Consider the following 13,249-nt stretch of genomic DNA (forward strand, 5'->3'; position numbering starts at 1 on the left):
TACCACTTGATTGCCATGTCACATTTGTTCTATATGCCACTAAAGAGCATATTATGTCTAACGGATATAGAGCAGGAACATGGAACTCCGCGCACTGAAACGCAGCGAGATCGAACAGGTCTGGACCATCGATCGCCGCGAGATCATTGAAAACCTTTATACGCTGCGGGGCGGCAAGCTCGTCCTGCATGCGGAATATTTTGATGTTCCCGGCTGGGAAGAGGGCGAGGCGGAGAAATACACGCCCCTGCTGCAGGAAAGTTTCGATCGTGGTGGAAAATTCTTCGGCTTTTTCGACGGCGATACACTGGCGGGCGTTGGGGCCGTAGATAACATTTGGCGTGGCCCCGGGAAGGATCTCCTGCAGTTGAGTTTCCTCCATGTCGGCAATAACTATCGCGGTCGGCGCCTGGGTATGCAGCTCTTTGAGCATTGCAAGGATGTTGCCAGGGAAATGGGCGCCCGAGGGCTGTACGTTTCTGCGATACCATCCGAAAATGCGGTCAATTTTTACCGGCGTCTCGGTTGTGTCGTCACGGAAGCGCCAGACGCGGAGCTGGCGGCCCTGGAGCCGGATGATATCCAATTGGAATGCATTTTCAAATAGAATAATGCATATTTGTTATATCCCCAGAACGACCGGGATATAACCGGCGGCCAAAGCCCGCACCGTCGAGGGTGGTGTCAGCAGGCTGATATACTTTGTGGGCGGCGGACAGGCCGCATAGCCATCCCACGACCAGAGATAGGTCTGGCCCCGATGCACCAGATAGGCATTGTCGCCGGAGGCGATCATGCTGCCGTCCGGCAGGTCCAGGATCGCTGTTGCAAGCGGGTGGTGTTTCTTGCCGCCGTTCGCCTCGAGGCGCTCCCCGTGCAGCACGCGATCCATTTCCGGCGCCGATGGTTTGGCCGCGCCATCGGCCCATGCGGCCTGAAAAGCCTTCGCCCGTTGCTGCTGGCAATAGAAGCATGGGCGGTGTCCGGCGCTGAGCGCCGTCGCTTCATCGAGGAAGAACAGTTCGGTCCAGCTTTGCCGGGCCATGACTGCACGCCGGACGTTCTTGAATTCGCAGACGCAGATGATCCACGCTCTCGTCGACCAGCGCCGTTTCAGGAGGGTGCGCGTTGACGGGTCGTGGATGATGCCGCGATTGCCCATGAAGGTCCCGCGCTGGGGAACGGCGATGATATCGCCGAAGGGTGTGACACGGTTTTGCAGGGGCATTTGATGGCTTCCGGCTGTGAGGGGTCCATGCTATCGCAGGATCATCGTCAATGCGATCATCAGGCAGGTAGAATGCGCGTTCTCGTTGTACAGAATTATCAGAATACCGGATTGGGACTGGTTGGACAGGCCTTGGCGGAGGCGGGTGCACAGATTGATCTGGTGCAGGCCCATACCGGTGAACCGCTGCCTGCCGATGATGCGGGTTACGATGCACTGATCTCGCTCGGCGGCGATCAGAATGCCCTTGCCGATGACCAGTTTCCCTATCTTCCCGCGCTTGCCAGGTTGATCCGCCGCTTTGGCGATGCGGACAAGGCGGTGCTTGGCATCTGCCTGGGCAGTCAGCTTGTCGCACGCGGCTATGATGCCGAAAACATTCTCGGACGCCCGCAGGAATTCGGCTGGCATGCCGTCACGGCGACGGCCGAAGCGGCAGCCGATCCCCTGCTGTCCGCTGTTCCTCACACCTTTCCGATCTTCCATTGGCACAGGGATACATTTTCCCTGCCGGAAGGCGCCGTGCATCTCGCCTCAAGCGCGATGACGCGCAATCAGGCCTTCCGCATCGGGCGGGCAGTGTACGGCATCCAGTTCCACTTCGAGGCGGACACCGCACTGGTCGAGGAGTGGCGGCATGTTTTCCACGACGAGATCATGAGGGACAACCCGGCCTGGCTTGAAAACTATCCGGCGCAGGTCGCGGAAAGTGGCGCTGCCGCCGATGCCGCGGGTCTTGCTTTGGCGCGCGCCTGGGTCGCGCTGATCTAGCGGCGGGCGATTCAGTTGCATCTGTGCAACAGGCAAAATTTGAATCAAATTGCCCCGTCGGTATTCATGGGAAGCGTGGCTTTCGTTCACTTGCTGGAAAGAATTGTGCGCTGTAGTTGCCGGGCCGGTTAGCTGGCATGAAGCCAGGCCGTAGAGACTGATGGAAACGCCCGAATGACTATGAAAAGTGCCGCCCTTTTGACCGCAATGATGCTTGCATCGATCCTTTTCATGGGCGCCGAACTGGTATCGGTTGATGCCGGAGGCCGCACCGTATCGAGCGACGGCTACGGAATCAGCTCCGCTTCGCGTTAAGACTTTTTCTAGACAATCGCTTCCAGAAAAGACTTGCCTTCAGCGTCGATCTTGATGGCGCTGAGGCGCCCGCTGGCATAGGCGCCGGTATCGAGATTGACCCGGTTCTGCCGCACTTCCACATCGCTGGCCGGTGTATGGCCATGCACGACAACCTTGGAATGCAACCGGGGATCGTCGAGAAATTCCCAGCGAATCCAGATCAGATCTTCGGGATTTTGCCGGTCGAGATCAACGCCGGGCCTGATGCCGGCGTGACAGAAGAAAAAATCGCCCAGTGTCATCGAGCGCCGCAAGCCGCGCAGAAACTCCACATGGGTTGCCGGCACGGCGCGCAGCAGGGCGGAGCGTCCCGCCGATACCGAGGCCGGATCGTCAAAATCGATCGTCACGCCATAGGAGCGCGCCGTCTGCCTGCCGCCGTGCCGGGCGAAGATTCCATTGATGTCGCCGGTGGCCAGAAAATCCAGAAATCCGATATCGTGATTGCCCGCCAGCGTCAGCATGCGGTGATTCTTCCTCTGGGCATTGACCAGATAGTCCAGCACCCCCCTGGAATCCGGGCCCCGATCCACATAGTCGCCAAGATGTACCGCCACCCAGTCGAACGGCGGCGACTTGGCGTTTTCAGCCAGAATGCGCCGGTGCATCTCCTGCAGCAGATCGAGGCGGCCATGCACGTCGCCGATGGCATAAACCCGCAGGCGGTCGGGACCGCGCGCATGCTTGAAGTCGACTGTCTTCATGGGCGGTCCAGCTCCCTCTGCCTGCGCCGCAGCCGCGACGTTTCCTGCCAGGCATTGCTGCGTGCCGCGTCCTTTTGTGCCTGCTCAATAAAGTCGATGTGCCTGTGCACGGCAGCCCGCGCGCCCTCGGGGTCTGACGCCATGATGGCATCGGCGATGGACGTGTGCTGTTGCAGCAGCTTTTCCCGGGCGCCGGGAAAACCGTAGATGATCGTACGATTGTAGAACACATCGTCGGCGAGAAGCCGGTAGCACGACCGCAGCGTGTGCAGCAGAATGATGTTGTGGGCGCATTCTCCGATGGTGCTGTGCAGCTCGACATCCAGCTCGGCTTCCCTTTTGAAGTCATCGGTCTCGTAGGCGCGCTGCATCGCGTCAACGATCCCGCGCAAAAGCAGGCGGTCATCATCCGTTGCCCGGCGGGCGGCATAGTCCGCTGCGATGCTTTCAATCTCCCGGCGATATTCGAGATAGTCCGCCGCGGCCTTCGGATGGCTCGAGATCAGGTCCATGACGGGCTTGGAAAAGACCTCGCCGATGACATCGGCAACAAATGTTCCGCCGCCGTGGCGGACGACAAGCAATCCCTTGGCCTCCAGCACTTTGAATGCGCTGCGCAGGATGGGGCGGGAGACATCGAATTGTACGGCAAGGTCCCGTTCGCCGGGCAAACGGTCGCCCACGCGCAGAACACCCTCAAGGATCAATGTTTCGATCTGGCTGACGATGTCGTCGGCCGTTCGGGAAGAATGGATGCGGGCAAAGACCGGGCTGCTCATGTTGAAAGTCGTCCGCAGGAGTGATGTGTCGTGCCAGCGTATCGGCAAATCACGAAACTGGTCAATTCTTTGATCCAGTGGGCAAGCGTCGCATAGCCGCAGCCTTCCGGCGTAAAGGAGCATTGAAAGGGCCGGTCATTGCGTTCACCATCTTGTGAACAGTCTATACCAAGGGGCCGATATGAAGGGGAAAAGACTGAAAACCGCAGCGGCGTTTTCAAACTCCGCCACGAGTCCGGGTGTGATGGGCTTTCCGGGGCATGCGGAGCGTTCCGTGGCGCTGGGAGAAGTGCATGCGCGGCCCTATCCATTGATCGATACGCCGCGCATTCTTATCCAGCTTGCATTCATGACCGAGGGTGGGTCCACGGTCGATCATGCGGTTCTGGCGGAACTCAGTCGCAGCATAGGTGTCGCCTCTCCGGCGCGCGATGCCCGTCACCACATCATGCCCTGGGGCAATGGCACGCTGCGCTGGGAGCGGCACACGGAATTCTCGACCTATCTGTGGGAAGGTCCGCTGCCGCGCACCGGCCAGGCTGCACAGCATCCCTTCGGAGAGGGCTTCAATCCGCCCGGCACGGTGATCGACGGTGTGCGGCTGGAGATCATCCGCAAGGATGCCGGCGCCGCGGCTTTGATCGAGGCATTCGATCCGACAAGCCTCTGCTACAGCGATGTCGAGAACGGACTTGCCTGCATCGTGACGGATTTCCGGCAGGATGGCGACGGGATGACCCGCATTCTCATCCTCGACAACGGCCTGTCGCCCGCCCGCGCCGGTGCCTTGTCGCAGCGTGTGATCGAAATCGAGACCTACCGTACCCTCGCCATGCTCGGACTGCCGCTGGCGCATTCCCTGTCGCCGCGCATTCGCCGCATCGAAGACCGCCTGGCGGGCCTGACGACGGAAATGCGCGCGCCGGATGCCGACAATCACAAACTGTTGGACGAGTTGACATCCCTTGCGGCGGAACTCGAAGCCGATGCGGCCTCAAGCCTCTACCGGTTCGGGGCGAGCCGGGCTTACAATGGCATCGTGCTGGAACGGCTGGCAGCGCTGCAGGAAGAGCCAGTGACCGGTTATGAAACCTGGGCGGCGTTCATCCAGCGGCGCATGGCGCCGGCCATGCGCACATGCCATTCCGTCAGCGGACGGCAGGAAAACCTGTCGGAAAAGCTGTCGCGTGCCGCCACGCTGCTGCGCACGTCGGTGGACGTGGAACTGGAACGGCAGAATCGCGATCTCTTGAGCTCGATGGACCGGCGCGCGCAACTGCAATTGCGCCTGCAACGGACGGTGGAAGGCCTGTCGGTGGCCGCGATTTCCTACTATGTCGTTGGTCTGTTCTATTATCTAGCCAAGGGTGCCGAGGCCTATATGCCGGAACTGCACTCGTCCGTTGTCACCGCGGCGTTCGTTCCCATAGCGATCCTCGCCATGTGGTTCGTGGTGAAATCGATCCGCAGATCGCACAAGGATGAATGATCAGACCCGGTCCCATGGCGCCACGGGGCCGTAAAGGCCCGCGAGATAGTCGATGAACACCCGCACCTTCGCTGGCAGAAACTGGCGCGAGGGATAAATCGCATAGATCGCGATATTATGCGAAGCGGCATAGTCGGTCAGCACGCGCACCAGCTGGCCGGCGGCAAGCTCCGGCCCGATATCCCAGGTGGAGCGCAAGGCTATGCCAAGTCCGCCAAGCACCGCGGCGCGCACCACTTCACTGGAATTGGTCAGGATCGGCCCGGTCGGGCGCAGGGATACGCTGCCATCTGGTCCGTTCAACCGCCAGGGGTCGCCGTTGTGGGCGGCGAGGCAGATGTGGTTGTCGAGATCGGCAATGGAGCGCGGGGCTCCGTGTTCTGCGATATAGCGCGGCGAGGCGACAAGATACCGTTGCACCGGTGCGAGCTTGCGCGCCACCAGGCTGGAATCGGACAGTTCGGCAATGCGGATGGCAAGATCATAGCCTTCCCCGACGATATCGACGAATTCATCCGTCAGCACGAGATTGATGGACAGATCGGGATTGGCCCGCATGAAGGGTTCGAGATGCGGCGCAATATGCATGCGTCCGAACGTGGTTGGCGCCGAGACTTTCAGCAGGCCATGTGCCTGTTCGGAACGGCGCGATACGAAAGCTTCCGCTTCCTCGACGCCCGACAGGATCGCCAGGACCCGCTCGTAATAGCCTTGCCCCGTTTCGGTCAGGGCAATCTGCCGCGTGGTGCGCTGCAGGAGGCGCGTGCCCAGCCGTTCCTCAAGCCGCCGCAGCCGCTTGGAAATGACGGCGGGCGATACGCCGAGCTCCCGTCCTGCCGCCGACATGCTGCCGGATGAAACCACGCGCGCAAAAATTTCCATGTCATTCAGATGATCCATCGGCGCACTCTTTCCGCGGGATCAGCACAAGGTCAAGCCCCTGAAGGGCCTGCCGCCCGGCGATAGGCGATGGCGCGCAGCAACGGAACGCAGGGAATGTACAGCATCGCGCCGGAAATCCAGACAAAGCCGCTCCAGTCGGTCCGGGTGGTGGCGTAGATGGCGGTAAACGCCGCCGGCCCGATGATGCCGGTCAGGCTTGTCGCGCTGGCGAGGATGCCCTGGACTTCGCCGAGCCTGGTTTCATCCACCTGTCGCGTGATGATCGACTGGAGCGCGGGGCTGGCAATACCGCCCATGGACAGGAAGACAAGGATCGGCAGGACCATCCAGCTCTGGCTGGCAAAGGCCATCAGCACATAGCCGATGCCATCCATGCCCATTCCGAGGATCAGCGTGCGCCTTTCGCCGAGTTTTTCAGTGATGGGACCTGTAAGCAGCCCCTGGACGAGCGCGTGGCACAGGCCGAATGCGGGGAGTGAGAGACCGACAGTCGAAACGCTCCAGGCGAACCGGTCCTGCGTGTAGATGATCCACAGCGCTGCAGGCACCTGACCGACGAGCTGCATGAGGGTGAACACGACAATGAGCGGCGTCAGGCTTTTGATGCCGGTCGCCCCGCGGAAACCGCCCAGCGGATTGAGGTTTTGGGCCGCAAGCGGCGCTTTCACACCTTTGCTGGTTTCCGGCAGGCAGAAAAGCGCGAGCAGGAAGTTGACGCCGTTGAGCGCCATGGCCAGCAGAAACGGGTAGTGGATGCCGAATCCTCCGGCAATGCCGCCGAGCAGGGGACCGGCGATGAAACCGAGGCCGAAACAGGCGCCGATCATGCCGAAGCGCCGCGCGCGGCCGTCTTCCGGTGTGATATCCGCGATGGCAGCACTTGCGACGGACATGGTTGCGCCGGTGACCCCTGAAATGATGCGGCCGATATAGAGCAGCGGCAGCACCATGGCCGACGCCATGACCAGATAATCCAGCGTCGCCCCGGCCAGGGAGACAAGGATCACCGGCCGCCGGCCGAAGCGGTCGCTCAGCGCCCCCAGGAGCGGCGCGCACAGAAACTGCATCAGCGCATAGAGAGCAAGGAGAATGCCGTAATGCGCGGCAACGTTGTCCGCATGCGTCAGCCCCGTCAGCAGTTCCGGCAGGACGGGCATGATCATGCCCACGCCGACAGCATCAAGGGTAACAGTCGTCAGAATCACGATCAGGGATTTGTCGAAAGTCATGGATAACTCTTATTTATCATTGATAAGTAACTAGACGCATTTCACTTATCGATGATAAATTGTCAAGCATGGCAAAACGAAATGATATCAAATTGCAGCGCGAGGCGGTCATACGAGCCGCTCTGGATCTGCTCGGCGAAACCGGGGTCGACGGCCTGACCACAAGACGCATTGCGGCAGCTCTGGGTGTTCAGCAGCCGGCATTGTACTGGCACTTCAAGGACAAGGCCGCTTTGCTCGATGCGCTGGCCGAGGCCATCCTGATTGAAAACCACAGCCGCTCCCTGCCGCTGCCGGATGAAGACTGGCGGCATTTCCTGATCGAGAATGCGCGCAGCTTCCGGCGCGCCCTGCTCGCCTACCGCGACGGGGCCAGGGTCCATGCCGGGTCACGGCCCAGTCCGGCACTCTATCCCGCTGCGGAAGCGCAACTCGGTTTCATGGTTGCCGCAGGATTTGATAGTGTGGCGGCCGGGTACATCCTGCAGGCGGCCGGGCATTATGTCGTCGGTTCGGTGCTCGAACAGCAGGCCGCCATGGCAGCAAACAGTCTGCCGGACCACGGGACAGGGGCCGATCTGGCATCGGAAATAGGCACGCAGTTTCCGCTGCTCGGCCAAGCCTTCCGGAAGCTCGAAAATGTCCCGCCGGATGAAGGTTTTGAATTCGGGCTTGTCGCGCTTGTCGCAGGTTTTGAAAGTCTGCTGTGAGACGCGTCACTTTGGCTGTGTGCCACCTCCGTTCAACAGTTTAGACTGTTTACAAACTCGAATGGACACTGGTAAACATAATTTACCAGTTGATGGAGTTTGCTGGGAGGAGGTTTCATGTCCGGATTGGTGATGCCGAAGGCCGATGCGGCGACCATGTCGCGCCGCAAGGAGATCGTTGCTGCCTTGCAGGCCATCGTTCCGGGTGAAGGCGTTGTCGACGTTACCAACGAAATGCGCGCATTCGAATCCGATGCACTGACCGCCTATCGCCAGCTTCCGCTCGTCGTCGTGCTGCCGCAGACCGTACGGCAGGTTTCGCAAATCCTGAAATATTGCCACGACAACAATGTGAAGGTCGTGCCGCGCGGGTCGGGAACATCGCTGTCCGGCGGCGCCCTGCCGCTCGAAGACGCGGTGCTGCTGGTCATGTCGCGGTTCAACCGCATCCTTGAAATCGATTATCCGAACCGCGTCGCTGTCGTGCAGCCGGGCGTGACCAATCTCGGCATCACCAAGGCGGTGGAGCACGAAGGATTCTATTACGCGCCGGACCCCTCATCGCAGATCGCCTGTTCGATCGGCGGCAATGTCGCGGAAAATTCCGGTGGCGTGCATTGCCTGAAATACGGGCTCACGGCCAACAATGTCCTCGGGCTGGAGATGGTTCTGATCAGCGGCGAGGTCGTGCGACTTGGCGGCAAGCATCTGGATTCGGAGGGCTATGACCTGCTCGGTTTGATGACCGGCTCGGAAGGGCTGCTCGGCGTGGTGACGGAAGTCACCGTCCGCATCCTGCAGAAGCCCGCAACGGCCCGCGCGCTGATGGTGGGTTTCCCCTCAAGCGAAACCGCCGGGCAATGCGTTGCCGATATTATTGCCGCCGGCATCATTCCGGGCGGCATGGAAATGATGGATCGTCCGGCGATCCACGCCGCCGAGGATTTCGTCCATGCGGGCTATCCGCTTGATGTGGAAGCGCTGCTGATCATCGAACTCGACGGTCCGGCGGTGGAGGTCAACCACCTGATCGACATGGTCGAGAAGATCGCCGGCAGGAACCGCGCCTCCTCCTGCATCATATCGCAGAGCGAAGAGGAAAGGATGACGTTCTGGGCGGGCCGCAAGGCGGCCTTTCCGGCCGTCGGGCGCATTTCACCGGATTACCTCTGCATGGACGGCACGATTCCGCGCAAGGAACTGCCGCAGGTTCTGGCGGGCATGCGCGCGCTTTCGGAAAAATACGGGCTGCGCGTCGCCAATGTCTTCCATGCGGGGGACGGCAATCTGCATCCGCTCATCCTGTACGATGCCAATATTCCCGATGAACTGCGCAAGGCGGAAGATTTTGGCGCCGATATCCTGCGGCTGTGCGTCAAGGTGGGCGGCGTTCTCACCGGTGAACATGGCGTGGGTGTCGAGAAACGTGAGCTGATGCCGGAAATGTTCAACGAGATCGATCTCAACCAGCAGATCCGCGTGAAATGCGCCTTCGACGACAAGCACCTGCTCAACCCCGGAAAGGTTTTTCCGCAGTTGCATCGCTGTGCCGAATTGGGGCGGATGCATGTGCATCGCGGCCAGGTGCCCTTTCCCGATATTCCGAGATTCTGATCGATGCTGTTGATGATGTACACGTTTGAGACCATGGCGCGCTGACATGACCATATTGACCCCTTCAACCGAGACCGAAATCGTCGAGGCGGTGCAATGGGCATTGTCCGAAGGCGCGCCGGTGGAAGTCTGCGGCCATGGGTCGAAGCGCGGACTTGGCCGTCCGCTGCAGACCGAGCACACGATTGCCCTGTCGAACTATTCCGGCGTGACGCTCTATGAACCGGATGAACTGGTATTGAGCGCCAGGGCCGGAACACCCATCGCCGAGCTGGAGGCCCTGCTTGCCTCCAAGGGCCAAGCCTTTCAGTTCGAGCCCATGGATTACGGACCGTTGCTGGGACAGGCGGCGGGGCAGGGCAGTCTTGGCGGTGTCCTTGCCGCCAATCTGTGCGGTCCGCGCCGGTTGAAGGCGGGGTCCGCCCGCGATCACGTGCTGGGCGTACGCGTCGTCTCGGGGCGGGGCGAACTGTTCAAATCAGGCGGCCGGGTGGTCAAGAACGTGACTGGCTATGATCTGTCCAAGGGCATGGCCAATTCCTGGGGTACCCTTGGCATTGCAACGGAAATCACCTTCAAGGTTTTGCCTGCGCCGGAGACGGAGACAACACTGGTTGTTCGCGGCCTGATGGACGATGAGGCCGCACGGGCCATGGCCATCGCCATGGGATCGAGCGGCGAGGTGGCGTCTGCCGCGCATTTGCCGGTGAACATTTGCGGACGGGTTATCGACGGCGTTCTGAAAGGCGAGTCTTCGACACTGCTCCGGCTGGAGGGCTTTGCCCCCTCCGTTGCCGACCGTGTGGCGATGCTGCGCGGCCTGCTGTCATCCGCCGGTGCCATCGAGGAAATTTCCGGGGAGATATCGCGCAAGCTCTGGCAGGAGGTGCGCGACGTCATTCCGTTCGCCGATGGAACCGAGCGGCCGGTCTGGCGTGTGTCCATGGCACCGATGGAAGCTCACAAGCTGGTGGCATCCATGCGCATGGGCGCTGCGGCCGATGCTTATTATGACTGGCAGGGCGGACTCATCTGGATGCGGCTCGACGGTGAACCCGAAGCGGAGGCAGTCCGGGCCCTCATCCGCAAATATGGCGGCGGCCATGCCACGCTGGTGCGCGCGCCCGACGCGGTCCGCGCGGCCACCCCCGTCTTCGAACCGCAGCCCGCAGCACTGGCGGCCCTGTCGAAGCGGCTGAAACAGCAGTTTGACCCGGACGGTATCCTCAATCCCGGCCGCATGGTTGCAGGAGTGTAGCATGCAGACCAATTTCACCCCGCAGCAGTTGCTTGACCCCGGTGTTGCCGAATCCGAAAAGATCCTGCGCAAATGCGTTCATTGCGGGTTCTGCACTGCCACATGCCCGACCTATGTCACGCTGGGCAATGAGCTCGACAGCCCGCGCGGCCGCATCTATCTCATCAAGGACATGCTGGAAAATGGCCGACCTGCCGATGAGCAGATTGTCAGGCATGTCGACCGCTGCCTGTCCTGCCTTGCCTGCATGACAACCTGTCCATCGGGCGTCAACTACATGCATCTGGTCGATCATGCCCGTGCCCACATCGAAAAAACCTATAAACGCCCCGTGATGAACCGTTTCATCCGGGCGCTGCTGGCGTTTGTTCTGCCGCATCCCCAGCGCTTCCGGCTGTCATTGACGGCAGCGAAATTCGGCCGTCCCTTGGCGCCGCTGTTCCGGTCCATCCCGGCGCTGAAACCGGTTGCAGCCATGCTTGAACTCGCGCCGAAATCCGTTCCGGCAAAATCACGCTTTGCCGAGCCGGGCCTGCACAAGCCGGCGCGGGAAAAGCGGGGCCGTGTCGCCATCCTGACCGGCTGCGCTCAGCCGGTGCTGAAACCTGGCATCAACGAGGCGACGATCCGCCTTTTGACCCGCCTCGGCGTTGAAGTCGTCGTGCCGAAGGGCGAGGGCTGCTGCGGCTCCCTCGTCCACCATATGGGCCGCGACGAGGCTGCGCTGGATGATGCCCGCCGCAATGTCGATGTCTGGACGCGTGAGTTGAACGCGGGTGGGCTCGACGCCATCATCGTCACGGCTTCGGGCTGCGGCACGACGATCAAGGATTACGGCCATATGCTGCGGCTCGATCCGGACTACCGCGACAAGGCGGCTGTCATCTCGGGGCTTGCCAGGGATATCACCGAATATCTGACGACCCTCGATCTGCCTGCACCGTCGCAACCGGCGGATCTCGTCGTCGCCTATCATTCCGCCTGTTCCATGCAGCATGGGCAGAAGCTGACGCGGCAGCCGAAGGATTTGCTGAAAGCCGCCGGCTTTACCGTCTGCGAGCCTGCCGAGGGGCATCTTTGCTGCGGGTCGGCCGGGACCTACAATATCATGCAGGCGGAGATTGCCCGCACGCTGCGCGACCGCAAGGTGAAAAACATCGAGGCGACGGGCGCCAGCGTCATTGCGACAGGCAATATCGGCTGCATCACCCAGATTGCCAGTGCAGCGAAACTGCCCATCGTCCACACGGTCGAATTGCTGGACTGGGTCTATGGCGGGCCGCGGCCGGAAGGTGTGCCTGCGCCTGTCTTGCGCGCTGCCGAGTAGGCAAAAGAAAGGCGGTGGCTCCATCGGAACCACCGCCCAGTTTCGGCACCGCCCCCGGTGCCGTCCCCACTAACTCTCACATCACAACGACTTTCGTGCCGACTTTGACGCGTTCGTAGAGATCCGTGACATCCTCATTGCGCATGCGGATACAGCCGCTGGAGACGGCGTGGCCGATCGTCCAGGGCGCGTTGGTGCCGTGAATGCGATACAATGTATTGCCCAGATAAAGCGCGCGGGCGCCGAGCGGGTTGGCCGGGCCGCCTTCCATGTGAACCGGGAGAATCTTGCCCTTTTCTCTCTCGCGCTCGATCATCGAAGCAGGCGGGCGCCAGTCCGGCCATTCCGCCTTGCGGGTGATGTTGTTGGTGCCGTTCCAGCCAAAGCCTTCCTTGCCGACGCCAACGCCATAGCGGCGGGCCTGGCCATCGGCTTCGACGAGGAATAGGAACCGCTGGGACGTATCGATAACGATGGTGCCGGGTGCCTGCGGGCCACTATAGGCAACGGTCTGCGGCAGGAATTTCGGGTCCATGGCGCGCTTTTTGGGCTGCGCTTCGGCGGCAGGTTCTGCCGGGCGGCGGAACGACACTTCGCGCACGGCCGGGTTGGCCGCCTCTTCGGTCCGGACGGGACGGCGTGCCTCGCGGCGATGCACGCTTGAGCCGCGTGCCGGCGGGTCGCTCAGGACAACGCGGTCGCGTATATTGACCGAGGTGCCAACGGGGCGTTCCCGCAGCTGCATCACCCACGGCGCGGACAGGTCGGGGCTCATCACCACCGGCGGCCGGGTCGCGTAGCGCTCGCTGGCATTGGCGTGGACTGTAAAGGCGGTCAGGCAGGAGGTGACAAGCAGCAATGCGGTCTTCATCGGGCAATT

At 61.3% G+C, this 13,249-nt stretch carries 14 protein-coding genes; 8 read left to right on the plus strand and 6 right to left on the minus strand.

Annotated elements, in window-relative coordinates:
- Window positions 1-79: 79 nt before the first annotated feature.
- Window positions 80-607: a GNAT family N-acetyltransferase gene (locus tag ACZ5FP_RS06370; RefSeq protein WP_464662787.1), complete on the plus strand. Its 528-nt coding sequence runs from the start codon at window positions 80-82 to the stop codon at window positions 605-607.
- Between the two features lie 15 nt (window positions 608-622).
- Here the strand turns inward: ACZ5FP_RS06370 and ACZ5FP_RS06375 are convergent, their stop codons facing one another.
- Window positions 623-1,228 (minus strand): hypothetical protein, encoded by a 606-nt coding sequence (locus ACZ5FP_RS06375; protein WP_464662788.1) that lies wholly within the window; start codon window positions 1,226-1,228, stop codon window positions 623-625.
- Window positions 1,229-1,300: 72 nt separating this feature from the next.
- Here ACZ5FP_RS06375 and ACZ5FP_RS06380 point away from each other — a divergent pair, with 72 nt between their 5' ends.
- Together ACZ5FP_RS06380 and ACZ5FP_RS06385 are read left to right on the plus strand one after the other, a co-directional pair.
- Window positions 1,301-1,999 (plus strand): type 1 glutamine amidotransferase, encoded by a 699-nt coding sequence (locus ACZ5FP_RS06380; RefSeq protein WP_464662789.1) that lies wholly within the window; start codon window positions 1,301-1,303, stop codon window positions 1,997-1,999.
- 174 nt (window positions 2,000-2,173) lie between these two features.
- A complete protein-coding gene (locus ACZ5FP_RS06385) occupies window positions 2,174-2,314 on the plus strand; it encodes a hypothetical protein (RefSeq protein ID WP_165401767.1) in 141 nt (46 codons plus the stop codon).
- A gap of 8 nt (window positions 2,315-2,322) precedes the next feature.
- Here ACZ5FP_RS06385 and ACZ5FP_RS06390 read toward each other — a convergent pair whose 3' ends face one another.
- Both ACZ5FP_RS06390 and ACZ5FP_RS06395 read right to left on the minus strand, forming a co-directional pair.
- A complete protein-coding gene (locus ACZ5FP_RS06390) occupies window positions 2,323-3,060 on the minus strand; it encodes a metallophosphoesterase (RefSeq protein WP_464662790.1) in 738 nt (245 codons plus the stop codon).
- The gene (locus ACZ5FP_RS06395; protein ID WP_288192005.1) at window positions 3,057-3,839 is read right to left on the minus strand and encodes an FCD domain-containing protein; all 783 of its coding nucleotides are present in this window, start codon (window positions 3,837-3,839) and stop codon (window positions 3,057-3,059) included. Before ACZ5FP_RS06395 ends, ACZ5FP_RS06390 begins: the two co-directional genes overlap by 4 nt.
- Window positions 3,840-4,020: 181 nt before the next feature.
- Between ACZ5FP_RS06395 and ACZ5FP_RS06400 the strand changes: the two genes are divergently transcribed.
- Complete coding sequence (locus tag ACZ5FP_RS06400; RefSeq protein WP_464662791.1) at window positions 4,021-5,328, plus strand: DUF3422 family protein; 1,308 nt, start codon at window positions 4,021-4,023, stop codon at window positions 5,326-5,328.
- Here the strand turns inward: ACZ5FP_RS06400 and ACZ5FP_RS06405 are convergent, their stop codons facing one another.
- Both ACZ5FP_RS06405 and tet read right to left on the minus strand, forming a co-directional pair.
- Entirely contained in the window at window positions 5,329-6,228 is a 900-nt protein-coding gene (locus ACZ5FP_RS06405) for a LysR family transcriptional regulator (protein WP_223611704.1), read from the minus strand.
- A gap of 32 nt (window positions 6,229-6,260) precedes the next feature.
- The gene (gene tet, locus ACZ5FP_RS06410) at window positions 6,261-7,460 is read right to left on the minus strand and encodes a Tet(A)/Tet(B)/Tet(C) family tetracycline efflux MFS transporter (RefSeq protein ID WP_464662792.1); all 1,200 of its coding nucleotides are present in this window, start codon (window positions 7,458-7,460) and stop codon (window positions 6,261-6,263) included.
- 68 nt (window positions 7,461-7,528) lie between these two features.
- On the opposite strand from tet, the gene ACZ5FP_RS06415 reads away from it, so the two are divergent.
- From ACZ5FP_RS06415 to glcF, 4 genes are all read left to right on the plus strand, one after another.
- Window positions 7,529-8,170 carry a TetR/AcrR family transcriptional regulator C-terminal domain-containing protein gene (locus tag ACZ5FP_RS06415; protein WP_464662793.1) on the plus strand — a complete coding sequence of 214 codons (642 nt, stop codon included), beginning with the start codon at window positions 7,529-7,531 and terminating at the stop codon, window positions 8,168-8,170.
- A 117-nt stretch (window positions 8,171-8,287) separates the two neighbouring features.
- Window positions 8,288-9,784: an FAD-linked oxidase C-terminal domain-containing protein gene (locus tag ACZ5FP_RS06420; protein WP_464662794.1), complete on the plus strand. Its 1,497-nt coding sequence runs from the start codon at window positions 8,288-8,290 to the stop codon at window positions 9,782-9,784.
- Between the two features lie 46 nt (window positions 9,785-9,830).
- Window positions 9,831-11,042 carry a glycolate oxidase subunit GlcE gene (glcE, locus tag ACZ5FP_RS06425; RefSeq protein WP_464662795.1) on the plus strand — a complete coding sequence of 404 codons (1,212 nt, stop codon included), beginning with the start codon at window positions 9,831-9,833 and terminating at the stop codon, window positions 11,040-11,042.
- A 1-nt stretch (window position 11,043) separates the two neighbouring features.
- On the plus strand, window positions 11,044-12,369 hold the full coding sequence (glcF, locus tag ACZ5FP_RS06430; RefSeq protein WP_464662796.1) for a glycolate oxidase subunit GlcF: 1,326 nt from the start codon (window positions 11,044-11,046) through the stop codon (window positions 12,367-12,369).
- Between the two features lie 76 nt (window positions 12,370-12,445).
- On the opposite strand, the gene ACZ5FP_RS06435 is transcribed toward glcF, so the two are convergent.
- On the minus strand, window positions 12,446-13,240 hold the full coding sequence (locus ACZ5FP_RS06435) for a L,D-transpeptidase (RefSeq protein ID WP_464662797.1): 795 nt from the start codon (window positions 13,238-13,240) through the stop codon (window positions 12,446-12,448).
- Window positions 13,241-13,249 lie beyond the last annotated feature (9 nt).

The sequence above is a fragment of the Phyllobacterium sp. T2-21 genome (assembly GCF_055378485.1).

What these genes read in the sequence shown, in the direction of transcription:
- ACZ5FP_RS06370 (WP_464662787.1), top strand. Translation starts at nt 80, where the DNA reads ATGGAACTCCGCGCACTGAAACGCAGCGAGATCGAACAGGTCTGGACC.
- glcE (WP_464662795.1), top strand. Translation starts at nt 9,831, where the DNA reads ATGACCATATTGACCCCTTCAACCGAGACCGAAATCGTCGAGGCGGTG.
- ACZ5FP_RS06390 (WP_464662790.1), bottom strand. Translation starts at nt 3,060, where the DNA reads ATGAAGACAGTCGACTTCAAGCATGCGCGCGGTCCCGACCGCCTGCGG.
- ACZ5FP_RS06435 (WP_464662797.1), bottom strand. Translation starts at nt 13,240, where the DNA reads ATGAAGACCGCATTGCTGCTTGTCACCTCCTGCCTGACCGCCTTTACA.
- ACZ5FP_RS06375 (WP_464662788.1), bottom strand. Translation starts at nt 1,228, where the DNA reads ATGCCCCTGCAAAACCGTGTCACACCCTTCGGCGATATCATCGCCGTT.
- ACZ5FP_RS06385 (WP_165401767.1), top strand. Translation starts at nt 2,174, where the DNA reads ATGACTATGAAAAGTGCCGCCCTTTTGACCGCAATGATGCTTGCATCG.
- glcF (WP_464662796.1), top strand. Translation starts at nt 11,044, where the DNA reads ATGCAGACCAATTTCACCCCGCAGCAGTTGCTTGACCCCGGTGTTGCC.
- tet (WP_464662792.1), bottom strand. Translation starts at nt 7,460, where the DNA reads ATGACTTTCGACAAATCCCTGATCGTGATTCTGACGACTGTTACCCTT.
- ACZ5FP_RS06405 (WP_223611704.1), bottom strand. Translation starts at nt 6,228, where the DNA reads ATGGATCATCTGAATGACATGGAAATTTTTGCGCGCGTGGTTTCATCC.
- ACZ5FP_RS06415 (WP_464662793.1), top strand. Translation starts at nt 7,529, where the DNA reads ATGGCAAAACGAAATGATATCAAATTGCAGCGCGAGGCGGTCATACGA.
- ACZ5FP_RS06380 (WP_464662789.1), top strand. Translation starts at nt 1,301, where the DNA reads ATGCGCGTTCTCGTTGTACAGAATTATCAGAATACCGGATTGGGACTG.
- ACZ5FP_RS06395 (WP_288192005.1), bottom strand. Translation starts at nt 3,839, where the DNA reads ATGAGCAGCCCGGTCTTTGCCCGCATCCATTCTTCCCGAACGGCCGAC.
- ACZ5FP_RS06400 (WP_464662791.1), top strand. Translation starts at nt 4,021, where the DNA reads ATGAAGGGGAAAAGACTGAAAACCGCAGCGGCGTTTTCAAACTCCGCC.
- ACZ5FP_RS06420 (WP_464662794.1), top strand. Translation starts at nt 8,288, where the DNA reads ATGTCCGGATTGGTGATGCCGAAGGCCGATGCGGCGACCATGTCGCGC.